This is a genomic window from Amycolatopsis mediterranei, from assembly GCF_026017845.1.
Lineage (GTDB): Bacteria > Actinomycetota > Actinomycetes > Mycobacteriales > Pseudonocardiaceae > Amycolatopsis > Amycolatopsis mediterranei.
Map to the genome: position 1 here is coordinate 2807887 of NZ_CP100416.1, position 24102 is coordinate 2831988.

The following is a 24102-nucleotide window of genomic DNA, read 5'->3' on the forward strand; positions in this document are numbered from 1 at the left end:
TCGGCGATTTTCCCCGGCCATTGTGCTCGACAATCGCATGATCGGCAGATGACCCTGCGCTCCGACGCCGCCGCCGTGCTCGACGACCTGCAGGCCCTGCGCCGCGACCTGCACCGCATCCCCGAGATCGGCCTCCACCTGCCGCGCACCCAGGAGCGGGTCCTCACCGCCCTCGACGGTCTGCCGCTCGAAATCACCCTCGGCAAGAACCTGTCGTCGATCACCGCCGTTCTCCGCGGAGGACGGCCAGGCAAGACCGGCACCGTCCTCCTGCGCGGCGACATGGACGCGCTCCCGGTCACCGAGGCCAGCGGCGAAGAGTTCACCTCGACCCTCGACGGCGCCATGCACGCCTGCGGCCACGACCTCCACACGGCGGGCCTGGTCGGCGCGGCCCGCCTGCTCGCCGCCCGCCGGCACGACCTCCCCGGCGACGTCGTCTTCATGTTCCAGCCCGGCGAAGAGGGCTGGGACGGCGCCGGCCACATGATCGACGAAGGCGTGCTGACGGCGTCCGGCAGGCACGTCGACGCCGCGTACGGCCTGCACGTTTCGGCCGCGAGCTACGCGAAGGGCCACTTCACCACCCGGCCGGGCACGCTGATGGCCGCCTCGGGCGCCCTCGCGGTCCGGGTGCGGGGCGACGGCGGCCACGGCTCGTCCCCGCACGACGCCCGCGACCCCATCCCGGCGGCCTGCGAGATGGTGACCGCCCTGCAGACGATGGTCACGCGCACCTTCGACGTCTTCGACCCGGTCGTGGTCACCGTCGGCTCGTTCCACGCCGGCACCCGGCGCAACATCATCCCGGACGACGCGGTGTTCGAGGCGACGCTGCGGTCGTTCTCGCCGGAAGTCGCGGCGCGGGTGGGCGAGCGGGCGGAGCAGGTCTGCCGCGGGATCGCCCAGGCCCACGGCCTCGACATCGAAGTCGCCTACGAACCCGAGTACCCGGCGACGGTCAACGACGCCGGCGCCTACGACTTCGTGGCCGCCACGATCCGCGACGTCTTCGGCGAGGAACGCTTCACCGAGATGGCCGATCCGATCACCGGTTCGGAGGATTTCTCCCGGGTCCTCGAACGGGTTCCCGGCGCGTACCTCTTCCTCGGCGCGTGCCCGGCCGACCCGGCGAGCGCGCCGGACAACCACTCGCCGCGCGCCCGTTTCGACGACAGCGTGCTCGGTGACGGCGCCGCGCTGCTGGCCGAGCTCGCCGTCCGCCGGCTCGCACTCCTGGCCGGGTGACGCCGGTGCGCGGCTGTCCTGAACGTCCACAGTGGAGTAATCAGGGCACGGTTGTGGTCGCGAGTAGGCTGGCCATCGTGCTCGGCATCGTCCGGCCGGATCTGCCGGCCACCCGGCTGTTGCTCACCTGTTCGAGGCCGGCCGGGCCGGTCCCGGCCGGGCCGGTCGACGGCCGGGTCGTGGCCCGCCGGCCGACCTTTGTGGACACTCACCTGGACACCCACCCGGCCGGGCGCCGGGCGGTTCCGGAACCTGCACGGGAGGCGGCGTGACGCGCACGGTGTTCACCGGCGGCTCGGTCTTCGACGGCACCGGCGCGGACCCGGCACCGGCCGACGTCGTCGTCGAGCACGGCCGGATCATCGACGTCGGGACCGGCCTGGACGGCGACGAGCGTGTCGACTGCGCCGGCACGGTGCTGCTGCCCGGGCTGTTCGACTGCCACGTGCACGTGACGATCTCGGACATCGGCCTGCTGTCCCGGGTGCAGAAGCCGTTCTCCTACCAGTTCTACGAAGCCGCGCGGAACCTGTGGGCGACCCTCGGGCTCGGGATCACGACGGTCCGCGACGCGGCGGGCGCGGACCTCGGCATCAAGCAGGCGGTGGACGACGGGCTGATCCCCGGCCCGCGGCTGCAGATCTCGATCGGCCTGATCAGCCCGACCGGCGGCCACGGCGACGCGTGGAACCCCTCGGGGCTGTGCGTGCCGCTGATGGTCCCGCACCCGGGCCGGCCCGAGACCACGGTCGACGGTCCCGACGAGATGCGCCGGGTGGCCAGGACGCTGCTGCGCGCGGGCGCGGACGTGCTCAAGGTGTGCACGACCGGCGGCGTGCTGTCCCCGCGCGACGACCCGCGGCACGCGCAGTTCACGCCGGAGGAGCTGGACGTCCTGGTGACGGAGGCGGCGATGCAGGGCCGCCCGGTGATGGCGCACGCCCAGGGTGCGGCGGGCATCAAGAACGCGGTCCGCGCGGGCGCGCGTTCGATCGAGCACGGGATCTACCTGGACGACGAAGCGATCGAGCTGATGCTCGGCCACGGAACCTGGCTGGTACCGACGCTGATCGCCCCGGTCAACGTGGTCCGCGCGGCCGACGCGGGCGTCGACCTCCCGGCGGCGGTGGTGGCGAAGGCGCGTGAAGTGGTGGAGGCGCACCGAGACTCGCTCCGCCGCGCGTATGCGGCGGGCGTCCGGATCGCGATGGGCACGGACAGCGGCGTGGGGCCGCACGGGACGAACCTCGAGGAGCTGGCCCTGATGGCGGCGTGCGGGATGACGCCGGGCGACGTCCTGGAGGCGACGACGTCGTCGGCGGCCCGGTTGATGGGCCTGGACGGCGAGCTGGGCCGGCTCGCGCCGGGGCTGCGGGCCGACGTAGTGGTGGTGGCCGGGGACCCGTACGACTTCCCGGCGCTGGCGTCGAACATCCGCGAGGTCTGGAAGGACGGCATCCGGGTCGTCTGACGCTGTGTCGTCCCCGCAAGCACGCGTGTCGTCCGTTCAGGTACGCGTGTCGTCCGGCTGAGTACGCGTGTCGTCCGTCAGAGCTCCGGGTTCAGCAGGTCCTTCAGCGCCGCGGCGAACTTCGCCGGGTTCCGCTGCGGCGCCAGGTGCGACCCCGGCAGCTCGGTGAACGGCAAACCCAGCTCCAGCGCCAGGATCTTCGCCGGCTGGTAGTGGTACCGGCCCCGGCTGCCCTCGCCCGCCACCGGGAAGATCTCCGTGGGCGCCTTCCGCAGCGCCCGCAGATCCGGCAGGTAGTCGAAGAACTCCGTCAGCTCGCGGTCGAACAGCCGGATCCACTCGGCTTCGTGGGGGAGGCGCAGGTTCGGCAGGTTCGGCAGGGCCGCGCCCGCGATCGCGTCCGCGAAGCGCGTCACCGCCGCCATCAGCTCACCCGAACGGGCCAGCCGGACCTGTTCCGCCGCCGCTTCGAGCCAGCCGCCCGCATCCGGCATCAGGTGCACCGCCGGGGGTTCGTGCGCGACCAGCGTCGTCACGCGGTCCGGGTGCCGGGCGACGAGGTCGAGGCCGATCAGGGCGCCCGCGCTGGAGCCGAACACCTGCGCCGGGCCGCCGGCCGCGTGGTCGAGGACGGCCAGTGCGTCGTCCGCCTGCAGGGAAACCGGGACCGGGCCCGTCGTCGTGTCCGTGCTGCCGAAGTGGCCGCGGCGGTCGTAGGTGATCACGGTGTACTCCGCGTACAGCTGCTTCGCCAGCGCGCGGTAGGCGTCGCCCGATCCGGTGCCGCCCGCGATCAGCAGCAGTGCCGGGCCCTCGCCGCCGCGGCGGACGAGGAGCTCACCGTCCTCCACCGGGCAACGGCTTTCCGAGATCATGCCCCGAAGTGAAGCACAAGTCGTTCGCCGGACGGCGTGGTGGTCGATCCCGTGCTAGAGCCGCTCGATGATCGACGCCGTGGCCAGCGCGCCGCCCGCGCACATCGTCACCAGTGCCGTCGACGCGTCCCGGCGCTCCAGCTCGTGCAACGCCGTCGTCAGCAACCGGGCTCCCGTGCTGCCCACCGGGTGGCCGAGGGCGATCGCGCCGCCGTTGACGTTCACCCGCGACGGATCCGGCGAAACCACCTGCTGCCAGGACAACGCGACCGAAGCGAACGCCTCGTTCACCTCGAACAGGTCCACGTCACCCACGGTCATCCCGGCCCGGGACAGCACCCGTTCCGTCGCGCGGATCGGGCCGTCCAGGTGGTAGTACGGCTCCGCGCCGACCAGCGCCTGCGCCACGATCCGCGCCCGGGGACGCAGACCCAGCGCCGCGGCCCGGTCGGCGTCCATCAGGAGCAAGGCCGCCGCGCCGTCGGAGATCTGGGACGACGTGCCCGCCGTGTGGATGCCGTCCTCGACCACCGGCTTGAGCCGGGCGAGGCCTCCGACCGTCGTCTCGCGCAGGCCCTGGTCGCGCGCGACCAAGCGGGTTTCCCCCGTCGGATCGCCCGAAGCGGAGAGGACCGGCGCCTTCACCGGCACCACCTCGCGGTCGAAGTGGCCCGCCTCCCAGGCGGCCGCCGCCTTCTGCTGGGACGCCGCGCCGAACGCGTCGACGTCCTCCCGCGTCAGCCCGCGCCGGACCGCGATCCGCTCCGCCGCGCCGTACTGGTTGGGCAGGTCGATCGACCACGACGACGGCCGCGGTGAAGCGCCGGCCCGGTTCGTGCCCAGCGGCACCCGGCTCATCGCCTCGACCCCGCACGCGACGCCGGCTTCGATGGCGTCCGCCGCGATCAGGCCGGCGATGAGGTGGGTGGCCTGCTGCGCCGAGCCGCACTGGGCGTCGATCGTCGTCGCGCCCGCCGTCTCGGGCAGGCCCGCGTGCAGCCACGCCGTGCGCGTGACGTTGTTCGACTGCTCGCCGGCCTGCGTGACGCAGCCGCCGATGAGCTGCTCGACGAGGGCCGGGTCGATCCCGGCGCGGTCCAGCAGGGCGAGCTGCGCGGCGCCCAGCAGCTCGGCCGCGTGCAGGCCGGCCAGCAGCCCGTTCCGCTTGCCGATCGGGGTCCGCACGGCTTCGACGATGACCGGCACGCCCATGTCGTCCCTTTCGTCGGGAAACACTGTTCACTGCCTGAAAAACTAGAACAAGTTATCGTTTCTGGCAAGTCCGCGCAGGCTCAACCCCTTCTTGATCTTCGCTCGGTGAGCGTACGCTCACCTGGCATCATCGGTTAAGTAAACGGGTTTCACTTACGGTCTTCCGTTGGTTAACGCCGTATGCTTCAATCCAAGCTAGAACGTGTTCCAAGACGAACCGTGGGAGGCAACGTGGCCGCTCCGCTCATCCCCGCCGGCTTCGACTTCACCGATCCGGACCTCCTGGCGGAGCGACTTCCCGTCGCCGAATTCGCCGAACTCCGGCGGACCGCCCCGGTGTGGTGGAACCCCCAGAAGCACAACACCGCGGGCTTCCGCGACGACGGCTACTGGGTCGTTTCGCGGCACGCGGACGTCAAGGAGGTCTCGCGCGACAGCACGCTCTACTCGTCGCGGGAAAAGACCGCCATCATCCGCTTCGACGAGAACATGACCGAGGACAACCTCGAAGCGAACCGCCTTGTCCTGCTCAACATGGACGCCCCGCAGCACACGAAGCTGCGGCGGATCGTGTCGAAGGGCTTCACCCCGCGCTCCATCTCGAAGCTCGAGGACACCCTGCGGGACCGCGCCGAACGGATCGTTTCCGAGGCGAAGAAGAAGGGGACGGGCGACTTCGTCACCGACGTCGCGTGCGAGCTGCCGCTGCAGGCGATCGCCGAGCTGATCGGCATCCCGCAGGAGGACCGGCTGAAGATCTTCGACTGGTCCAACCAGATGGTCGCCTACGACGACCCCGAGTACGAGGTCGCGCCCCTGGAGGCGTCCACCCAGCTCATCGGCTACGCCTGGAACATGGCCGAGGACCGCCGCAAGTGCCCGATGGACGACATCGTCACGAAGCTGATCCAGGCCGACGTCGACGGTGAGGAGCTCGGCTCCGACGAGTTCGGCTTCTTCGTGATCCTGCTCGCCGTCGCCGGCAACGAGACCACGCGCAACTCCATCACCCACGGCATGAAGGCCCTCCTGGACCACCCCGAGCAGTGGAAGATCTTCAAGGACCAGCGGCCGAAGACCGCGCCCGACGAGATCGTCCGATGGGCCACTCCGGTGATCGCCTTCCAGCGCACCGCCACCCGGGACACCGAGCTCGGCGGCGCGCACATCCGCAAGGGCGACCGCGTCGGCATGTTCTACAGCTCGGCCAACTTCGACCACGAGGTCTTCGACGAGCCGGAGAAGTTCGACGTCCTGCGCGAGGACAACCCGCACGTCGGGTTCGGCGGCACCGGGTCGCACTACTGCATCGGCGCGAACCTGGCCCGGCTGCAGATCGACCTGATCTTCAACGCGATCGCCGACGTGATGCCGAACATCACCGAGGCGGCACCCCCGGTGCGGCTGCGGTCGAGCTGGCTGAACGGCATCAAGCACTACCCGGTGAACTACGGCTGAGGAACTCGGCGACGCGCTCCCAGGTCAGTTCGGCCGCGGGCGCGTCGTATTCGGGGCCGTCCGCGTCGGTGTAGAAGTGGCCGATGCCCGGGTAGGTGTACACCCGGGCATCGGCGCCCGACCGCGCCGCGGCTGCCCGCCAGGCCGCGACCTGCGCCGGGGGTGCGATCGGGTCGGGATCGGCGACGTGGGCCTGCACCGGCAGGCCCGCGCGGAGCCCGGCCGGCAGCGCCCCCACCGCGTGCAGCAGCACGACACCGGCGGTGCCGGGCCGGTGCGGCAGCACGGTCTCGACGACACCCGCCCCCATCGACACGCCCACGAGCACGGTTTCCGCGGGCAGGCTGTGCACGGCATCGCGGGCTCGCCGGGCGACGGCCTCCCAGCCGACGGCGTCCTTCAACGCGAAGCCCTCGTCGAGGGTCGACGCCGTCCGGCCGTCGTAGAGGTCCGGGGTGGCGACGCGGTGTCCGGCCGCCCGCAGCCGGTCGGCGAAACCGAGCTCGACGGGCCGTAGTCCCAGCACCGAGTGGAACACCACGATGTCGCTCACCCGGCGATTCTGCCAGGGGATGCCATGATGGGACGATGCCTTCGCGAGCGACCGTGGACGTCGAGTTCGCCATCCACGTCACCCAGCCCGGGCCCGCGGCGATCTCGGTCTCCGCGGCGCACGCCGACACCGAGGAACTCCGCGTGTCCTGGCACGGGGACAGCCGGTCCGTCGAGTTCCCGCACGGGACCCGGGCCGAGGTCTTCGACCTGCCCACCGGCGAGCACCAGGTCACCTACCACGCCGAGCGCGTGCTCACCGACGCCGAACCCGAGCCCGTCACGCTCGCCGACCTCGTCGTGTTCACCCGGCCGAGCCGGTACTGCCCGTCCGATCGCGTCGCCGGGCTCGTGCCGCCGGAGCTGCTCGGGCTCGAAAACCCCGGGAAACAGGTCGAAGCCGTCGTCCGGCACGTCCACGAGCGACTGTCCTATGTGGTCGGTTCGAGCCGGCCCAGTGACGACGCGATCGATACCCTGCTCGCCGGCGAAGGCGTCTGCCGGGACTTCGCGCACGTCTGCATCACCCTGTGCCGGTTCCTCGACATCCCCGCGCGCTATGTCGGCGTCTACGCGCCCGGGCTCGCGCCGATGGACTTCCACGCCGTCTTCGAAGCCGCGGTCGACGGGCACTGGTACGTCTTCGACGCCACCCGGCTCGCGCCGCGCCAGACCATGCTCCGGATCTCCACCGGCCGCGACGCCGCCGACACCGCCTTCCTCGCCACGCTCGGCGGCGAGCTCGACTTCCTGGGCAGCACCATCTTCGCGACGACGGACGCCCCGCTGCCCGTCGACGACGGATCCGGGCTGGTCGTTCTCGGCTGATCCGCGTGTTGCCTGCGCAAAGACGGCTCCGGCTGGGTAGACAGTCTTGGTGAAGAGTTCCCCGAAGGCGCCGAGCCCGTGGGCCCGGGCGCGCGTCCGGTACCGGTGGCTGGACCACATCGCCCGCGCGACCAACCGCTACATCGACGCCGGCGGGTACCACTACGTCGCCTCGATCACCTACTTCAGCCTGCTGTCGCTGGTGCCGCTGCTGATGGTCGCGTCGTCGGTCGGCGGGTTCGTGCTGGCCACCCAGCCGCACCTGCTCGACACGCTGGTGCACGCGATCGTCAGCACGCTGCCCGGCGGCCTCGGCGACAAGGCCACCGAGCTGCTCACCGGCTTCGTCGAGCAGCGGACCAGCGTCGGCGTGGTCGGCCTGGGCATCGGGCTCTACTCCGGCTGGAACTGGATGAACGCGCTGCGGGACTCGCTGACGGCGCTGTGGGGGCAGAACCGGTCGGACCAGTCGCTGCCGCGGCTCATCGCCGTCGACCTGCTCGCGCTGCTCGGCCTGACCGCGGCGCTGCTGGTGTCGTTCACGCTCACCATCTCCGGCACCGCACTCGGCAGCTACCTGCTCCGGCTCGCCGGCCTCGACGACACGAGCTGGGGGCACCAGCTCGTGTCGGCGTCTTCGGTACCGCTGTCGCTGGCCGCCGACTGGCTGGTGTTCCTCTGGGTGCTCACCCGGCTGCCGCGGCAGAAGGTCGGCGTGCGCAGCGCGATCCGCGGCGCGGTCGCCCTGGCCGTCGGGTTCGAGGTGCTCAAGCTGGCCGGCGGGTTCTACCTCCGGCTCATCGGCGACTCGCCGACCGGGATCGCGTTCGGTTCGATCATCGGTCTCATCTTCTTCATCTCGCTGGTCGCGCGGCTGCTCGTGTTCGTCACGGCGTGGACCGCGACCGGCTCGGACGCACCCCCGAAGGCGGTCGAGCCGCCGGCGCCGGTGGTGCTGGAGCCGGTCGTCGTGGTGGACCCGCCGATGGCGGTGCCCGCCACCGTCGGGGTGGTCACCGGGGTGCTCGGCACCCTGCTCGCCCTGCGGTGGCGCCGCTCCCGCCGGTGATCAGCTCGGCTTCTCCGACCCCACCAGCCACATCGAGAAGTACTGCGACCCGCCGCCGTAGGCGTGCCCGAGCGCGCGGCGCGCGCCGTCCACCTGGTAGTCGCCGGCCCGGCCCATGACCTGCTTCGCCGCTTCGGAGAACCGCAGCATGCCGGACGCGCCGATCGGGTTGGACGAGAGCACTCCGCCGGACGGGTTGCACGGCAGCCGGCCGCCGATCGCCGTCTCGCCCTTCTCGGTGACCTTCCAGCCCTCGCCTTCGGGGGCGAAACCGAGGTTCTCCAGCCACATCGGCTCGAACCACGAGAACGGCACGTAGATTTCGGCGACGTCCACTTCGGACATCGGGTCGGTGATGCCCGCCTCGGCCCACAGCGCGGCCGCGGCCTCGCGCCCAGCCCGCGGGTTCACCTGGTCGCGGCCGGCGAACGTGGTCGGCTCGGTGCGCATCGCCGTCGCGTGGATCCACGCCGCACCGCCTTCGACGGCGTCCCCGGCGGCCTCGTCGCCGAGCACCATTGCGCACGCGCCGTCGGAAGACGGGCAAGTTTCGTCGTAGCGGATCGGGTCCCAGAGCATCTGCGACGCCCGCACCGACTCGACGGTGATGTCCGGCTGCCGCAGGTGCGCGTACGGGTTGAGCGCGCCGTTGCGCCGGTCCTTCGCCGCGACGATGGCCCCGACGTGCTCGGGCGCACCCGAACGGCGGATGTAGGAGCGCACGTGCGGCGCGAAGTAGCCGCCCGCGCCGGCGCCGACCGGCATCTGGAACGGCGGCAGGATCGACAGCCCCCACATCGCGTTCGACTCGGACTGCTTTTCGTACGCGACGGTCAGCACCCGGTGGTGCACGCCCGCCTGGATGAGCGACGCCGCCACCAGCGCGGTCGAGCCACCCACCGAGCCCGCGGTGTGCACGCGCAGCAGCGGCTTCCCGGTCGCGCCGAGCGAGTCGGCGAGGAACAGCTCGGGCATCATCACGCCCTCGAACAGGTCCGGGGCCTTGCCGAGCACGACGGCGTCGATGTCGGCCCACTCCACCTGGGCGTCGGTCATCGCGCGGTCGATCGCCTCGCGCAGCAGGCCGGGCATCGAGACGTCCTGGCGCTTGGCGCGGTGGTGCGTCTGGCCGGTGCCGAGCACGGCGGTGAGCTGCTTGGTCATCGGGCCTCCAGCACGGTCACCAGGTTCTGTTGCAGGGCCGGGCCGCTCGTCGCGTGCGCCACGGCCTTGCGGGATTCGCCGCTGTGGATCCGGATCGCCGCTTCGCCGATCCGGGCGAGCCCGGCGGAGAACATCGGGTTCGCGGCCAGCGCCCCGCCGGACGGGTTGATCTTCACGCCGTCGCCGAGCCCGAGCGCGCTGCGCAGGATGAGCTCCTGGTGGGTGAAGGGGGCGTGCAGCTCGGCGAGGTCGACGCCGTCGAGGTCGAGGGCTTTGCCCGCCGCCTCGGTGGACGGGCTCCGCGTCAGGTCGCGGGCGCCGAGCACGGGGGAGTCGACGCGGTGCTCGATGCCGGTGATCACCGCGGGGCGTTCGACGATCTCGCGCGCCCGTTCCACAGTGGACAGGACGATCACGGCGGCACCGTCGGTGATCGGGGCGATGTCGTGCTTGCGCAACGGATCGGCGTAGTACGGCGTGTCGAGCAGCTCAGCGACGTCCTGGGTGGTCCCGCGGGCGGCGACCTCGGCCAGGTCCTTTTCGGACCAGAGCCCGGCCTCCAGGCCGAGCCGCGCTTGGATCCCGGCGATCGAGACCGAGTCCGGCCACAACGGCGTGACGACGTACGGGTCGAGCTGCAGGGCGAGCACCCGGCGCAGCTGCCCGGCGCTGGACTTGCCGAAGCCGTAGACGAGCGCGGTCTCGACCTCGCCCATCTTGATCTTCAGCCACGCTTCGTACAGCGCCCAGGCGGCGTCCATCTCGACGTGGGACTCGTGGATCGGCGGGAACGCGCCGATCGCGTCGACGGCGGCGATGAAGGAGAACGCGCGGCCGGCCAGGTAGTCCGACGAGCCGGAGCACCAGAAGTCGATGTCCTGTTTGGACAGGCCGGTCTGCGCGAAGACCTCGGCGAAGATCGGGACGAGCATCTCCACGCCGTTGGTGGTGCCCTCGGTTTCCCGGACGTTGGGGGCCTTCGCGAAGCCCGCGATCGCGACGTCTGGCATCAGGACCTCACAGGTGGTGGGCGAAGGTTTCGTAAGCCGCGTCCGGCTCACCGGTCGGCTCGAAGTGGCTGATGTTCTCCAGCGACGTCCACCACTCGTCACGCGGCTTCCACGCGGCGCGCACCCGCATGCCCATCTTGACGTCTTCGGCGGCGCAGCCGAGGACGAGGTGCAGGAAGGCGATGTCGGCGCCGTCGAGCAGGATGTACGCGGCGACGTACGGCGGCTTGATCCGCTGGCCCAGGAACGGGACGTTGACGATGCAGAAGGTGGTGACGATGCCGGTGTCGGGCAGTTCGACCTCTTCGGTGGTCGGTACGCCGTCGGTCGGGCAGGCCCCGCGCGGCGGGATGTAGACCTTGCCGCAGGCGGGGCACCGCTGGCCGATCAGCTTCCCCTCGGCGAGCCCGCGCAGGTAGGTGCTCTCTTCGGGCGAGGCGGAGTGCAGGTACTTCAGGTGCACCGGCGTGATGACGACGCTGACCGGCGCGCCCTCTTCCCGGTCGGCGACCGGGGGCGCGGGCTGGGTGGGCGTGGTGTCTTCGGCGTCCACGGGCAAGAAATAGGCGATGTCGCGGATGTGCCCGACGACCTCGTCGGCCCAGCGCACGCGCACCCGCTGTCCACTGTGGATGTTGCCGGGCTCGCCCGCGTCGACGGCGTGCAGCATCGGCGTGTCGGCCCCGTCGAGCTTGACGAGCGCCCAGGCGAAGGGGCGGTTGAGCGGCTGCCCGTCCAGCGGCCGCGGGCACCACGACCAGGAGACGACGGTGCCCTCTTCGGCGACCGGCACGAACTCGCTGAGCTGTTCGGCGGTCACGGGGTCGTACTCGACCGGCGGGACGTGCACCCGGCCGTCGCTGCCGCGGATGCCTTCGATCCGGCGGTCACGCAGCGCGTTCACGAACCGCCCGAGGACGGGCCCGGTCGAGCGGGTGTAGTCGAAGCCGACGTTCAGCGGTGCCGCCAGTGGTGTCTCGGTCACACCGTTGAGTGAAACACGTTCTCGTTCTGCCGACAAGGTTCCTCCGTGGAGCAGCTCAAGATGGATAGAACGCGTTATCGGTCAGCGGCCATTGAAGTCCGGCTTCCGCTTCTCCGAGAACGCCCGCGGCCCCTCCTTGGCATCCTCCGACGCGAACACCTCGATGCCGTACTGCGAGTCCAGCTTGAACGCCTCTTCCTCGTGCAGCCCCTCGGTGTCCCGGATCGTCCGCAGGATCGCCCGCACCGCCAGCGGACCGTTCGCGTTCACCAGCGAAGCCAGCTCCAACGCGCGAGAGAGCGCGGAACCGTCCGGAACCACGTGCCCGATCAAGCCGATGGCCAGCGCCTCCGTCGCGGTCAGGTGACGGCCGGTCAGCAGGATGTCCGCGGCCACCGTGTACGGGATCTGGCGGGGCAGCCGCACCGCCGACCCGCCCATCGGGAACAGTCCCCACCGGGCCTCCGACACCCCGAAGCGCGCCGACGAGCCGGCCACCCGGATATCGGTGCCCTGGAGGATCTCGGTGCCGCCCGCGATCGCCGGGCCCTCGACCGCCGCGATCAGGGGCTTCGTCAAGCGGCGGCCCTTCAGCAGTCCCGGGATGCGCGATGGGTCGAACTTGCCCGAGGCGAACGACTCCGAGGGGGAGTTGCGCGACATCGACTTCAGATCGGCGCCCGCGCAGAACGCGCCGCCCGCGCCGGTCAGGATGCAGCTGCGGATCGCGTCGTCGGAATCGACCCGGTCCCAGGCCTCGACCATGATCGACATCATCTCGCCGGTGATCGCGTTGCGCGCCTCGGGCCGGTTCATCGTGACGATCAGGGTCGCCCCCTCTTGCGTCACCAGCGCGTGCGGTTCACCCACGGAAGACCTCCTGAAGGAGCAGTGCCATTGCCCGGAACGATAACATGTTCTACTTTGAGGGCGTGGCACTCAACATCGCGGATCTTCTGGAGCACGCCGTCGACGCCGTGCCGGAGCGCGTCGCGGTCGTGTGCGGCGACCGGCGGGTCACCTTCGCCGAACTGGAGGCGCGGGCCAACCGGCTCGCCCACCACCTCGCCGCGCACGGCGTGGGACGCGGGTCCCACATCGGGGTCTATTCCCGCAATTCGATCGAGGCCTTGGAGGCGATGATCGCGGCGTACAAGCTGCGCGCGATCGCCGTCAACGTCAACTACCGCTACGTGCACGGCGAACTCGTCTACCTCTTCAACGACGCCGAGATCGTCGCGCTCGTGCACGAACGCAGCTACGCCGACAAGGTCGCCGCGGTGCTGCCGGAGGCGCCGAAACTGAAACACGTTGTCGTGATCGATGACGGCAGCGGCGGCGACTACGGGAGCTACGGCGGCGTCGACTACGAATCCGCCCTCGCAGCACAGAGCCCCGAGCGCGATTTCGGAGAGCGTTCCGGCGACGACCTGTACATCCTCTACACCGGTGGCACCACGGGCTACCCGAAGGGCGTGCTCTGGCGGCAGGAGGACGTCTGGCGCGCGCTCGGCGGCGGGATCAACTTCGTCACCGGCGAGTACATCCCCGACGAGTGGACGCTCGCCGAGCAGGGCAAGGCCGGGAGCCTGACCCGGCTGCCCGCCGCGCCGCTGATCCACGGCGCCGCGCAGTGGGCCGCGTTCGGCGCGCTGTTCACCGGCAGCCCGGTGGTCTTCGTGCCCCGCTTCGACGCCCACGAGATCTGGAAAGCCGTGCAGGAGCACAAGGTCCAGGTCCTCACGATCGTCGGCGACGCGATGGCGCGGCCGCTCATCGAGGCCTTCCGCGAGGGCGACTACGACGCGTCGTCGATCGTCGCGGTGTCGAGTCACGCCGCGCTGTTCTCGCAGTCGGTGAAGCAGGAGTTCGTCGAACTCGTCCCGCACGCCGTGATCACCGACGCCATCGGCTCGTCGGAAAGCGGCTTCACCGGGATCGGCATGGTCGCCAAGGGCTCCGACCACAGCGCCGGCCCGCGGGTGAACTTCGGCAAGGACGCGATCCTGCTCGACGACGACGGCAACCTCGTCGAAAAGAAGCCCGGCGCGGTCGGGCTGATCGGCCGCCGCGGACACGTCCCGCTCGGCTACTACGGCGATCCCGAGAAGAGCAAGAAGATCTTCGTCGAGGTCGACGGCGCCCGGTACGTCGTCCCGGGCGACTACGCCCGCTACGAGGAGGACGGCACCGTCACGCTGCTGGGGCGCGGCTCCCAGTGCGTCAACACCGGCGGCGAGAAGGTCTACCCGGAAGAGGTCGAAGGGGCGCTCAAGTCCCACCCCGACGTCTTCGACGCGCTCGTCATCGGCGTCCCGGACGAGCGGCTCGGCCAGCGCGTCGCCGCCGTGGTCCAGCTCCGCGAGGGCGCCGAACCGGACCTCGCGGCCATCGAAGAGCACGTCCGCGGCGAGATCGCCGGCTACAAGGTGCCGCGGACCGTCTGGCTGGCCGGCGAGATCGGCCGCTCGCCCAGCGGCAAGCCGGACTACCCGTGGGCCCAGCGCTACGCCGCCGAGCACGAACCGGCCGCGGCCCAGCCCGTCTGAGGAGGACAACCCCTCAGTCTTCTAGGAGGACAACACAGTGCGGACACCCCTGTGCGACCGGCTCGGCATCGACCTGCCGATCGTCGGGTTCACCCCGTCGGAGCACGTCGCCGCGGCCCTCAGCCGCGCCGGCGGGCTCGGCGTGCTCGGTTGCGTGCGGTTCAACGACGCCGCCGAGCTCGACCGGGTGCTCACCTGGATGGACGAGAACACCGGCGGGAAACCGTACGGCGTCGACATCGTCATGCCGGCCAAGGTGCCCGCCGAGGGCACCCAGGTCGACCTGGCGAAGCTCATCCCGGACGGGCACCGCGCGTTCGTCGACCGCGTCCTGAAGGAGCTCTCGGTCCCGCCCCTGCCGGACGACACCGACGAGCGCGCGGGCGTGCTCGGCTGGCTGCACTCGGTCGCCCGCTCGCACGTCGAGGTCGCGCTGAACCACCCGATCAAGCTGATCGCCAACGCGCTCGGCTCGCCGCCGGTGGACGTGATCGGCCAGTGCCACGACAAGGGTGTCCCGGTCGCGGCGCTCGCCGGGAAGGCCGAGCACGCCGTGCGGCACGTCGAGAACGGCGTCGACTTCGTGGTGGCGCAGGGCTACGAAGCCGGCGGGCACACCGGCGAGATCGCGTCCATGGTGCTGGTGCCGGAGATCGTCGACGCGGTCGACGTGCCGGTGCTCGCCGCGGGCGGAATCGGTTCCGGCCGCCAGATGGCCGCGGCGCTCGCCCTCGGCGCGTCCGGCGTCTGGATGGGGTCGATGTGGCTGGCCACCGAGGAGTACCTGCAGACGATGGGCGAATCGGTGGCGATGCAGCAGGCGCTCGTCGCGGCTTCGTCGTCGGACACCGTGCGGACGCGGATCTACACCGGCAAGCCGGCCCGGCTGCTGAAGACCCGGTGGACCGAGGCGTGGGCCGCGCCGGACGCGCCCGAGCCGCTGCCGATGCCGCTGCAGAACCTGCTGGTTTCCCCGGCCCACAACCGGATCCACGCGGCGAACGACCCGAGCGTGGTGTCGATGCCGGTCGGGCAGATCGTCGGGCGGATGAACGCGGTGCGGCCGGTCGCCGACGTCGTCGCGGAACTGGTGAGCGGCTACGAAGAAGCGTTGTCCCGCTTGGACAAGACCCGCTGAACCGGAGAAAAGGGGCCCCGCGGCGGGGCCCCTTTTCTCGTGCGCAAGCGGTTACAGCGTGGCGGCGGCCGCGGCGATCTTCGACGCGAACGTGCTCACCTCGGTGTAGACGCCGGGGGCGTGCGCCCGGGCGCAGCCGTCACCCCAGCTGACGATGCCGACCTGGATCCAGGCGTTGTTGTTGTCCCGGCGGAACATCGGGCCGCCGGAGTCGCCCTGGCAGGTGTCGACGCCGCCGGAGGCGAGGTTGCCCGCGCAGATCTCCGCGCTCGGGATGAGGTCGGGGTAGCTGCCGCCCTGGGCGGCGCAGGTGGCGTCGTCGACGAACGGGACCGTCGCCTTGAGCAGGTACCGCTGCTGCGCGCCGCCTTCGCGGGCCGCACCCCAGCCGGCGACGGTGAACGTGCCGGTGTTGTACGCGCTGGTCGTCGCGATCGGCATCGTCGCCAGCCCGCTCACCGGGCTGGCCAGCTTGATCAGCGCCCAGTCACCGCCGGTCGAGGAGCCGTAGGTGGGGGACTGGTAGACGTAGGTCGAGCGGATCTTCTGCGCGCTGGAGCTCTGCAGGTCGACCACGCCGACGGTGGCGGTGATCGAGGTGTTCGAGCCCGTGCGGCTGACGCAGTGCGCCGCGGTCAGGACGATCTGCTTGGTGTACAGCGCCCCGCCGCAGCCCATGGAAAGCCGGACCATGAACGGGAATTCGCCCTGGGCGGCCCGGGTGCCGCCGACGACGTCGGTGGACGGCGGCTGGGCGGCGGTGGCGATCGCGGGGGTGGCGAACGACGCGGCCGCGGCGACCGCGGCCAGTGTTACGGTGGCGTTTCTGAGCAGGGTGAACCAGCGCTTGGGAGCCAAGGGGATCAGTCCTTCCAGTGTCCACAGTGGAAGCAGTTGCCGTCGGCGGCCCCATGACTACACCAGGTGGTCAAGACCGGGACAACCGACTTTCTTCGGATCTTTCGGGCGGTTGGGTGATTTCTCACCGGCGGATCCGCCGGACGCCGTAGGCCACACAGCCCAGCACCAACGCGGCGCAGCCCGCGAGCACCGACGGCAGCGGCAGGCTGAAGGCGAGCACCACGCACCCGGCGAGGCCGAGGACGGCGACCGGCAGGGCCTTCCCGCGCAGCGTGAGGGCGGCGGCGTTGGCGATCGCGTAGTACGTCAGGACGGCGAAGGACGAGAAGCCGATCGCGGCGCGCAGGTCGATCGTCGCGGCGAGCACGGCGACGACGAGCCCGACGGCGAGCTCCGCCCGGTGCGGTACCCGGTAGCGCGGGTGCACGGCGGCGAGGAAGCGGGGGAGGTGGCCGTCGCGGCTCATCGCCAGCGTCGTGCGCGAGACGCCGAGGATGAGCGCGAGCAGCGAGCCGAGCGCGGCGACGGCCGCGCCCACCCGGACGACCGGGGCGAGCCACCCCGGGACGGCCGCGGCGATCGGGTCCGGGCTCGCGGCGAGCGCGGCGGGGCCGAGCCGGACGAGCAGCAGCACCGCCAGCGCGGCGTAGACCACGAGGGTGATGCCGAGGGCCAGCGGGATGGCGCGCGGGATGGTGCGGGCCGGGTCGCGGACCTCCTCGCCGAGGGTGGCGAGCCGCGCGTACCCGGCGAAGGCGAAGAAGAGCAGCCCGGCCGCTTCGAGCACGCCCCCGCCACCCGGCCAGGCGACGAGCGGGCCGCCGCCGGACGGCCCGGCGGCCATCGCCACTCCCGACGCCGTGAGCACGAGCAGGGTGCACGACACGATCACCCGGGTGGCGAGCGCCGACCGGTGCACGCCGAAGTAGTTGACGGCGGTGAGCGCGGCGACCACCGCGACGGCGAGCAGGCTTCGCCACGGCTGCCCGAGCCCGGGCGCGGCGTAGGCGACGACGGTCAGCGTCATCGCGGCGCAGCTGGCCGTCTTCCCGGTGATGAATCCCCACCCGGCGAGGTAGCCCCAGAATTCACCGAGCCTTTCCCGGCCGTAAACGTAGGTGCCGCCGGATTCCGGGTAAATCGCGGCGAGCCGCGCCGACGACATCGCATTGCAGTAAGCGACCACCGCCGCGAGGACCAATGCGATGAGCAATCCGGCCCCCGCCGCCCGCGCCGCGGGGGCGAACGCGGCGAACACGCCGGCCCCGATCATCGAGCCCAGGCCGAGGAAAACGGCGTCGGCGAGGCCGAGCCGCCGGGTGAGGGAAGTCGGGGGCATCCGGGTGATCCTCCAGCGGTCGGCCGTGTTGCGCGCCACAGCGAACCACGGCGGACGAAGAACCGAATAGGGTCGATTCCGTGCCTGCCCCTTCGCGCCATTCCCGCCTGTCCGCCGACGGTCCCGTCCTCGACGGGATTCCCGAACACGGCCGCGTCCCGCGTTACTACGCGGTCAAGGTCGAACTGCTGGCGGTGATCGCGGAACTCGGCGAAGGTGCGGTACTGCCCACGGAACGGGAATTGTGCGAACGGTTCGAAGTGTCGAGGGCGACGGTACGGCAGGCGGTCGGGGAGCTGGTGCTCGAGGGCAGGCTCAGCCGCCGCCAGGGGAGCGGCACGTACATCGCCGGCCCGAAGCTCGTCCAGCCGCTGGCCACGGAGAGCCGGCGGCGGCCGGACATCCGGCCGGGCCGCCGCGCGATCACCCTGGAGCGGCGCGTGGCCGGCAGCGCACTGGGCGCCGACCTGCAGGTGCCGTCGGACGCCGAGGTGTTCCACCTCGAGCGGGTCCTCCTGGCCGGCGAGGAGCGCGTCGGGCTCGAGTCGACATATCTCCTGGCGTCGCGGTGCCCGGACCTGCTCGACGTGTTCACCCCGGAGCAACCGTTGAGCGAGCAGCTCGGCGTGGAGCCCGCGGGGGCGGAGGAGCGGGTCGAAACGGTGCTCGCCACGCCGCGCGAGGCGTTGCTGATCGGGACGAACCCGGCGCTGCCGATGCTGCTGACCCACCGGATCTCGTGGGGCTCGGACGGAGTGCCGTTCGAACGGGTGCGGTCGCTCTACCGCGGCGACCGGCTGAGCTTCACGACCCGCCTGGGCCGCGCCGCCGCCCATCGGTGACCCGATGCAACCCGGCGCGGGTCTGCTCCGTCTGGCAGGTATGCCTACCACGGTGAAACTGCTGGGCGCGGGCCTGCTGCTGCTCACGGCGACGGCCTGCGCCGCGAATTCCGGCGCCGGCGCCCCGGCGGGCACCGGCACACCTACGACGCCTGCCACGTCCACCAGCGTGCCCGGGACCGTGACGCCCACGCTCGGCCCGCCATCGTCCCCGCCGGTCGGCCCGCCGCCGTCCCCGACGGTCGGACGGCCGACGCAGGGCATCGCGCCCGGTGACGACGTCGTCGCCGAGACGCAGGTCGACGCCCGCGGGCTGCCCGAGGGCTACCCGCGCAGCCTCACCCGCAGCCTCGACGGCCGGACCCTGATCCTGCAGGCCGAGGAGGGCGGCTGCCGCCGCGTCTCGGCGCGCGTCGGCGAGCAGACCGCGCAGCAGGTGGTCGTGCTGGTCGCCGTGATGTCGGCGCCCAAGGGCCAGATGTGCCCGGACTACATCAAGGAGATCAAGGTCCCCCTCGCCCTCGCGGCGCCGCTCGGGACGCGCACGGTCGTCCTCCGCCAGGGCTGACTCGGCACGGACGCTGGGAGGGCGTTCCCGGGATGCCCGGGGCCGCCCTCCCAGACCATTTCCCGGTGCAACCCCGCGGCGCCCCCGTTCCGTCTTGGGGGCATGAGGTACTCAGCGAAGGTGGTCGGGACCGGCGCGCTCCTGCTGATGGTGACGGCCTGCGCCGGCCAGGACATGCCCACCAACCTGCCCGAGGCGCCCGCCGGCAGCGTGTCGGCTTCGCCGAAGCCGTCGCCGAGCGGATCGGTGCTCCCGGCGCCGGCCGAGCCCAACCCGCCCGGCAAGCCCCGGCTGACCGTGCCCGAGGGCAGCACCCCGGTCCCGGCGGACAAGATCGACGCGACCGCGCTGCCCGCCGGGTTCCCGCGCGAGGTGTGGACGTCAAACGGCGGCACGGTCCTCGACATCCGCGCCCAGGAAGGCGGCTGCGGTCACGCGCTCGGCGAAGCGGCCGAACAGACGGGCGACCACGTCGTCGTCAACCTGAGCGAGACGAAGGCCCAGACCAATCGGATGTGCACGATGGACATCCGGTACCCGGTGATCTCGGTCGCGCTGGCCGCGCCGCTGGACCGGCGCACGGTGGTGCTGAAGACCACGCCGCCCAAGTAGTCCGTGCCGCGACCCCCGGGAGACCGTCCCGGGAGCCACGCGCTGTCCGCAGTGGACGATCGCCCGCCGGTGGTCCGGACCACCTCCTGCGCGTGGTCCGCTCATCGTCGAAGTTGTCGAAAATTGTCAGGGCTCCCGCTGAACCGCCGCCGTGACTCCGGCCGTGTCCCGGAGTGAGGTGGCGATCAGAGAGGAGGGGCCCCATGCCCCGGTTGAGCAGTGGCCGGCACCGCAAGCAGGCGACCGTCGGACTGGCCGCGTTGCTGGGCGTCGCCGGCGTCACCGCGACCGCCATCGCACTGAGCAGTCCCGCGAGCAACGCGGCCGAGGCGCCCAAGGAGAACTGCGCTGGACTCGACACCGCGCTGCAGAACAACCTGAACTTCATCGCGGGCCAGCAGGCGAACCCGGACGCGCAGTCGGCCGCGCGGATCACCAACCGGCAGGCCGTGGTGGACCTGATCCAGCAGCGGCGGCAGGTGGCGGGCTGCACGGCGAACGTCGCGGCGAACAACGGCCAGGCCGCCGCGGCACCGGGGAACTCCGGCAACGCGCCGGGCAAGGCACAGGCGCCCGGGCAGCAGAAGAAGCAGGAGCAGCCGGCCGCCGGAGCGGGCGCGGCGACCGGCCAGGTCGTGTGCCCCGGTTCGACCGTGACGCTCTCGGGCGAGGCCGGCGCACCGGCCGCGTCGAGCAACCAGTTCCCGGCCGGGACGAAGCTCAAGGTGACCAACCTGGACAACTCGAAGTCCACGACGGTCGAGGTGACCTCGGTGTCGGGCAGCTGCACGCTGCTCAACAACGCGGCCTTCGAACAGGTCCGGGAGCCCGGCAAGTTCCTCATCCGGCGCGCGCGGATCGAGCGCGTCGGCTGAGGGAGGAGGGGACACCGGCGGCGGGCCGGTGTCCCCTTCCCTTGTGTGCTAACGGAAACTGATCTGCAGCACCGGATCGCCGGTGCTGGCGAAGAAGTCGTTGCCCTTGTCGTCGATGACGATGAACGCCGGGAAGTCCTCGACCTCGATCTTCCAGACGGCTTCCATGCCGAGCTCGGCGTACTCGAGGACGTCGACCTTCTTGATGCAGTCCTGCGCGAGCCGCGCCGCCGGGCCGCCGATCGAACCGAGGTAGAACCCGCCGTGCGCCTGGCACGCGGAGGTCACCTGCTTCGAGCGGTTTCCCTTGGCCAGCATGACGAGTGAGCCGCCGGCGGCCTGGAACTGCTCGACGTAGGAGTCCATCCGCCCGGCCGTGGTCGGGCCGAACGAACCGGACGCGTAGCCCTCGGGCGTCTTCGCCGGGCCCGCGTAGTAGACCGGGTGGTCCTTCAGGTAGCCCGGCATCTCCTCACCGGCGTCGAGGCGCTCGGCGATCTTGGCGTGCGCGATGTCGCGCGCGACGACCAGCGGCCCGGTGAGCGAAAGCCGTGTCTTGACCGGCAGCTGCGAGAGCTGCGCGCGGATCTCGGCCATCGGCCGGTTGAGGTCGACGGCGACGACGTCGTCGGAGAGGTCTTCCTCGGTGACGTCGGGCAGGAAGCGTGCCGGGTCGCGCTCGAGCTGTTCGATGAACACCCCGTCGGCGGTGATCTTGGCCTTGGCCTGGCGATCGGCGGAGCAGGAGACGGCGATGCCGACCGGGCAACTGGCACCGTGGCGGGGGAGCCGGATGACGCGGACGTCGTGGCAGAAGTACTTGCCGCCGAACTGCGCGCCGATGCCGAACTGCCGGGTCATCTCCAGCACCTGCTGCTCGAGGTCCGGGTCGCGGAAGGCGTGGCCGAGGTCGGAGCCCTCCTGCGGCAGGGTGTCGAGGTAGCGCGCCGAGGCGAGCTTCGCGACCTTCAGGTTGAACTCGGCGGACATCCCGCCGACGACGATCGCGAGGTGGTAGGGCGGGCAGGCGGCGGTGCCGAGGCTGCGCAGCTTCTCGTCGAGGAAGCGCGCGAGCCGCTTCGGGTTCAGGACAGCCTTGGTCTCCTGGTAGAGGAACGTCTTGTTGGCGCTGCCGCCGCCCTTGGCCATGAAGAGGAACTCGTAGGCCGGGTCCGCTTGGCCGTCTTTGTGGTAGAGCTCGATCTGCGCGGGCAGGTTGGTCCCGGTGTTGCGCTCGTCCCAGAAGTTGACCGGCGCCATCTGCGAGTACCGCAGGTTCAGCTGCTGGTAGGCGTCGAAGATGCCCCGCGAGAGGGCGCGCTCGTCGTCACCGCCGGTGAGCACCCCTTCGCCGCGCTTGCCGATGACGATGGCGGTCCCGGTGTCCTGGCACATGGGGAGGACGCCACCGGCGGAGATGGCGGCGTTGCGCAGCAGGTCCATGGCGACGAACCGGTCGTTGCCACTCGCTTCGGGGTCATCGACGATGGCGCGCAGCTGCTGCAGGTGTGACGTGCGCAACAGGTGCTGGATGTCGGTGATGGCGGTGCGCGCGAGGGTGGTGAGCGCTTCCGGGGCGATCTTCAGGAACGTCCGCCCGGCGGCCTCGACGGTCTCGACGCCCTCGTCGGTGACCAACCGGTATTCGGTGGTGGTGTCCTTGCCCAGCGGGAGGACTTCGGTGTGCTGAAACGTGGTGGACGGCACTGCCAGGCTCCTTTGCCAGCTCCGGGATCCGCCCACCCTACGCAGGCAGGGCAGCCACCGAACAGAAGCACCCGGCCACTGTGGGCCACCCCACGCGGCTTCCGTGGTCCCACCACCCCGAAGCCGGATTGTCACGACGGACGGTGGCGCCGCGTCAAGGCGGGAAAGCGTGCCTTGACCCGACGCCACCGTCCGCGTTCTGGCTTCGGATCGCGGTGGTGGGGGAGGTCTGGGTGGTGGGGGGAGGTCTGGGTGGTCGGCCGGCGAGCCGATCGGTCGCAAGCGCGCAGTGAATGACTCATTCCTGGCGTCCGACGCCAGGAATGAGTCATTCACTGCAGCTGGGGGGAAGCTGGTCGGGAGGCCGGGTCCACCCCGACGGACCCGACCTCCCGGGGAAAGCTCCCGGATGCGTGCACACCCGGTCGCGAGGCCTGCGCCGGCACTTCGAGGCTGTCGTGACGCAGGTCATAAGTCAACGCCGCCGAACGGGTGCTGGCGGAGGGTTGCTACCCCGGCCTACGCGGGGTGAAACCCGGTTTTCGTGGAAAATTTTCCCGCTTGGCCGAATGCCTGGTCACCGGGTTGCGCAAATGACCGAGGGCGGGTGCGCAGCGCACCCGCCCTCGAACACCAGAAACCGATCAGCTCGCGTAGGCGCGGAGCCGGTCCGCGCGCTCGCCCTGGCGCAGCTTCGACATGACCTCGCGCTCGATCTGGCGGACGCGCTCGCGGGACAGCCCGAAGTGCTTGCCGATCTGGTCGAGCGTGCGCGGCTGGCCGTCGTCGAGGCCGTAGCGCAGGCGGATCACGTGCTGCTCGCGGTCGTCCAGCGTCGCCAGGACACGGCGCAGGTCGTCCTGCAGCAGGCCCGAGATCACGGCGCTCTCGGCGTCGGTGGCCTCGGAGTCCTCGATGAAGTCGCCCAGCGGGGCGTCCTCCTCGGTGCCGACCGGCATGTCCAGGCTTACCGGGTCACGCGAGTGGTCGAGCAGGTCCGAGATCTTGTGCGCCGGGATGCCCGACTCGGCCGCCAGCTCCTCGTGCGTCGCGTCGCGGCCGAGCTGCTGGTGCAGGTCGCGCTTGATGCGGGCCAGCTTGTTGACCTGTTCCACCAGGTGGACAGGCAGCCGGATGGTGCGGCCCTGGTCGGCCATGCCCCGGGTGATGGCCTGCCGGATCCACCAGGTGGCGTAGGTCGAGAACTTGAACCCCTTGGAGTAGTCGAACTTCTCCACCGCGCGGATCAGACCCAGGTTCCCCTCCTGGATCAGGTCCAGCAGCGGCATGCCCCGGCCGGTGTAGCGCTTGGCGAGCGAGACCACGAGGCGGAGGTTGGCCTCCAGCAGGTGGTTCTTGGCCACGTGGCCGTCGCGGACCAGCGCGGCCAGCTCGGTGCGGCGCTTGGTGGTGAGGTTCTCCCCGGTGTCCAGCATGTGCTGGGCGAACACGCCGGCTTCGATGCGCTTGGCCAGCTCGACCTCGTCGGCCGCGGACAGCAGGGCCGTCTTGCCGATACCGTTGAGGTAGACACGCACGAGGTCGGCGGCGGGGCTCTGGGCGTCGAGGTCGGCGTCGGTGAGCGCCCCCAGGCTCATCGACGGCTCCTCGGTCGTCTGAGCCGGGATACGCTCGCGAATCCCGCGCGACTCGCGTTCGAGAGTCTGGACTGACATTCTGCCTCCCCGGTCACGGGCTGAACGTGCTGCTGCGGTCGTCCACCGGGTGCGTACCCGCGC

Annotated in this window: 23 protein-coding genes; 12 read left to right on the forward strand and 11 right to left on the reverse strand. The window is 71.2% G+C overall.

The window, feature by feature from the left end; translation table 11 throughout:
* The first annotated feature begins 48 nt into the window (after positions 1 to 48).
* The 3 genes from ISP_RS13465 (at position 49) to ISP_RS13475 (ending at position 2719) form a co-directional block, all read left to right on the forward strand.
* On the forward strand, positions 49 to 1248 hold the full coding sequence (locus ISP_RS13465; protein WP_013224417.1) for a M20 metallopeptidase family protein: 1200 nt from the start codon (positions 49 to 51) through the stop codon (positions 1246 to 1248).
* A gap of 77 nt (positions 1249 to 1325) precedes the next feature.
* Positions 1326 to 1520 (forward strand): hypothetical protein, encoded by a 195-nt coding sequence (locus tag ISP_RS13470; RefSeq protein ID WP_230468774.1) that lies wholly within the window; start codon positions 1326 to 1328, stop codon positions 1518 to 1520.
* Entirely contained in the window at positions 1517 to 2719 is a 1203-nt protein-coding gene (locus tag ISP_RS13475; protein ID WP_013224419.1) for a metal-dependent hydrolase family protein, read from the forward strand. Before ISP_RS13470 ends, ISP_RS13475 begins: the two co-directional genes overlap by 4 nt.
* A 77-nt stretch (positions 2720 to 2796) precedes the next feature.
* Here ISP_RS13475 and ISP_RS13480 read toward each other — a convergent pair whose 3' ends face one another.
* Together ISP_RS13480 and ISP_RS13485 are read right to left on the reverse strand one after the other, a co-directional pair.
* Positions 2797 to 3594, reverse strand: coding sequence for an alpha/beta fold hydrolase (locus tag ISP_RS13480; RefSeq protein WP_034284332.1), 798 nt, complete (start codon positions 3592 to 3594; stop codon positions 2797 to 2799).
* A 54-nt stretch (positions 3595 to 3648) separates the two neighbouring features.
* Positions 3649 to 4806, reverse strand: coding sequence for a steroid 3-ketoacyl-CoA thiolase (locus ISP_RS13485; RefSeq protein ID WP_013224421.1), 1158 nt, complete (start codon positions 4804 to 4806; stop codon positions 3649 to 3651).
* A gap of 231 nt (positions 4807 to 5037) precedes the next feature.
* Between ISP_RS13485 and ISP_RS13490 the strand changes: the two genes are divergently transcribed.
* Positions 5038 to 6264, forward strand: coding sequence for a cytochrome P450 (locus ISP_RS13490; RefSeq protein ID WP_014466839.1), 1227 nt, complete (start codon positions 5038 to 5040; stop codon positions 6262 to 6264).
* Here the strand turns inward: ISP_RS13490 and ISP_RS13495 are convergent.
* Positions 6236 to 6817, reverse strand: a complete 582-nt coding sequence (locus ISP_RS13495; protein WP_013224423.1) for a dienelactone hydrolase family protein — start codon at positions 6815 to 6817, stop codon at positions 6236 to 6238. The genes ISP_RS13490 and ISP_RS13495 overlap by 29 nt on opposite strands.
* Positions 6818 to 6852: 35 nt before the next feature.
* On the opposite strand from ISP_RS13495, the gene ISP_RS13500 reads away from it, so the two are divergent.
* Both ISP_RS13500 and ISP_RS13505 read left to right on the forward strand, forming a co-directional pair.
* Positions 6853 to 7644: a transglutaminase-like domain-containing protein gene (locus ISP_RS13500; RefSeq protein ID WP_013224424.1), complete on the forward strand. Its 792-nt coding sequence runs from the start codon at positions 6853 to 6855 to the stop codon at positions 7642 to 7644.
* 46 nt (positions 7645 to 7690) lie between these two features.
* Positions 7691 to 8713 carry a YhjD/YihY/BrkB family envelope integrity protein gene (locus ISP_RS13505; protein WP_013224425.1) on the forward strand — a complete coding sequence of 341 codons (1023 nt, stop codon included), beginning with the start codon at positions 7691 to 7693 and terminating at the stop codon, positions 8711 to 8713.
* On the opposite strand, the gene ISP_RS13510 is transcribed toward ISP_RS13505, so the two are convergent.
* The 4 genes from ISP_RS13510 to ISP_RS13525 form a co-directional block, all read right to left on the reverse strand.
* Entirely contained in the window at positions 8714 to 9877 is a 1164-nt protein-coding gene (locus tag ISP_RS13510) for a thiolase domain-containing protein (protein WP_013224426.1), read from the reverse strand.
* The gene (locus tag ISP_RS13515) at positions 9874 to 10887 is read right to left on the reverse strand and encodes a thiolase domain-containing protein (protein ID WP_013224427.1); all 1014 of its coding nucleotides are present in this window, start codon (positions 10885 to 10887) and stop codon (positions 9874 to 9876) included. The genes ISP_RS13510 and ISP_RS13515 overlap by 4 nt, the downstream gene beginning before the upstream one ends.
* Before the next feature lie 7 nt (positions 10888 to 10894).
* The gene (locus ISP_RS13520; protein ID WP_013224428.1) at positions 10895 to 11872 is read right to left on the reverse strand and encodes a Zn-ribbon domain-containing OB-fold protein; all 978 of its coding nucleotides are present in this window, start codon (positions 11870 to 11872) and stop codon (positions 10895 to 10897) included.
* A gap of 81 nt (positions 11873 to 11953) precedes the next feature.
* On the reverse strand, positions 11954 to 12742 hold the full coding sequence (locus ISP_RS13525; RefSeq protein ID WP_013224429.1) for a crotonase/enoyl-CoA hydratase family protein: 789 nt from the start codon (positions 12740 to 12742) through the stop codon (positions 11954 to 11956).
* Between the two features lie 62 nt (positions 12743 to 12804).
* Between ISP_RS13525 and ISP_RS13530 the strand changes: the two genes are divergently transcribed.
* Both ISP_RS13530 and ISP_RS13535 read left to right on the forward strand, forming a co-directional pair.
* Positions 12805 to 14421, forward strand: coding sequence for an acyl-CoA synthetase (locus ISP_RS13530; protein ID WP_176742163.1), 1617 nt, complete (start codon positions 12805 to 12807; stop codon positions 14419 to 14421).
* A gap of 37 nt (positions 14422 to 14458) precedes the next feature.
* The gene (locus tag ISP_RS13535; protein WP_013224431.1) at positions 14459 to 15559 is read left to right on the forward strand and encodes an NAD(P)H-dependent flavin oxidoreductase; all 1101 of its coding nucleotides are present in this window, start codon (positions 14459 to 14461) and stop codon (positions 15557 to 15559) included.
* Between the two features lie 51 nt (positions 15560 to 15610).
* Here the strand turns inward: ISP_RS13535 and ISP_RS13540 are convergent, their stop codons facing one another.
* Positions 15611 to 16417, reverse strand: coding sequence for a S1 family peptidase (locus tag ISP_RS13540; RefSeq protein WP_013224432.1), 807 nt, complete (start codon positions 16415 to 16417; stop codon positions 15611 to 15613).
* 124 nt (positions 16418 to 16541) lie between these two features.
* A complete protein-coding gene (locus ISP_RS13545) occupies positions 16542 to 17759 on the reverse strand; it encodes an APC family permease (protein ID WP_176742164.1) in 1218 nt (405 codons plus the stop codon).
* Between the two features lie 80 nt (positions 17760 to 17839).
* Between ISP_RS13545 and ISP_RS13550 the strand changes: the two genes are divergently transcribed.
* From ISP_RS13550 to ISP_RS13565, 4 genes are all read left to right on the forward strand, one after another.
* Complete coding sequence (locus tag ISP_RS13550; protein ID WP_013224434.1) at positions 17840 to 18601, forward strand: GntR family transcriptional regulator; 762 nt, start codon at positions 17840 to 17842, stop codon at positions 18599 to 18601.
* Between the two features lie 40 nt (positions 18602 to 18641).
* Complete coding sequence (locus tag ISP_RS13555; RefSeq protein WP_230468776.1) at positions 18642 to 19169, forward strand: hypothetical protein; 528 nt, start codon at positions 18642 to 18644, stop codon at positions 19167 to 19169.
* A 120-nt stretch (positions 19170 to 19289) separates the two neighbouring features.
* The gene (locus ISP_RS13560) at positions 19290 to 19781 is read left to right on the forward strand and encodes a hypothetical protein (protein ID WP_013224436.1); all 492 of its coding nucleotides are present in this window, start codon (positions 19290 to 19292) and stop codon (positions 19779 to 19781) included.
* 203 nt (positions 19782 to 19984) lie between these two features.
* On the forward strand, positions 19985 to 20656 hold the full coding sequence (locus tag ISP_RS13565; RefSeq protein ID WP_013224437.1) for an RlpA-like double-psi beta-barrel domain-containing protein: 672 nt from the start codon (positions 19985 to 19987) through the stop codon (positions 20654 to 20656).
* A 48-nt stretch (positions 20657 to 20704) separates the two neighbouring features.
* Here the strand turns inward: ISP_RS13565 and ISP_RS13570 are convergent, their stop codons facing one another.
* Both ISP_RS13570 and ISP_RS13575 read right to left on the reverse strand, forming a co-directional pair.
* Positions 20705 to 22363, reverse strand: a complete 1659-nt coding sequence (locus ISP_RS13570; RefSeq protein ID WP_013224438.1) for a fumarate hydratase — start codon at positions 22361 to 22363, stop codon at positions 20705 to 20707.
* Between the two features lie 644 nt (positions 22364 to 23007).
* On the reverse strand, positions 23008 to 24039 hold the full coding sequence (locus ISP_RS13575; RefSeq protein WP_013224439.1) for a sigma-70 family RNA polymerase sigma factor: 1032 nt from the start codon (positions 24037 to 24039) through the stop codon (positions 23008 to 23010).
* Between the last annotated feature and the right edge of the window lie 63 nt (positions 24040 to 24102).

Coding starts and splice junctions, on each gene's coding strand:
- ISP_RS13510 (WP_013224426.1), bottom strand. CDS start 9,877: ATGACCAAGCAGCTCACCGCCGTGCTCGGCACCGGCCAGACGCACCAC.
- ISP_RS13465 (WP_013224417.1), top strand. CDS start 49: ATGACCCTGCGCTCCGACGCCGCCGCCGTGCTCGACGACCTGCAGGCC.
- ISP_RS13485 (WP_013224421.1), bottom strand. CDS start 4,806: ATGGGCGTGCCGGTCATCGTCGAAGCCGTGCGGACCCCGATCGGCAAG.
- ISP_RS13545 (WP_176742164.1), bottom strand. CDS start 17,759: ATGCCCCCGACTTCCCTCACCCGGCGGCTCGGCCTCGCCGACGCCGTT.
- ISP_RS13515 (WP_013224427.1), bottom strand. CDS start 10,887: ATGCCAGACGTCGCGATCGCGGGCTTCGCGAAGGCCCCCAACGTCCGG.
- ISP_RS13480 (WP_034284332.1), bottom strand. CDS start 3,594: ATGATCTCGGAAAGCCGTTGCCCGGTGGAGGACGGTGAGCTCCTCGTC.
- ISP_RS13500 (WP_013224424.1), top strand. CDS start 6,853: ATGCCTTCGCGAGCGACCGTGGACGTCGAGTTCGCCATCCACGTCACC.
- ISP_RS13555 (WP_230468776.1), top strand. CDS start 18,642: ATGCCTACCACGGTGAAACTGCTGGGCGCGGGCCTGCTGCTGCTCACG.
- ISP_RS13565 (WP_013224437.1), top strand. CDS start 19,985: ATGCCCCGGTTGAGCAGTGGCCGGCACCGCAAGCAGGCGACCGTCGGA.
- ISP_RS13575 (WP_013224439.1), bottom strand. CDS start 24,039: ATGTCAGTCCAGACTCTCGAACGCGAGTCGCGCGGGATTCGCGAGCGT.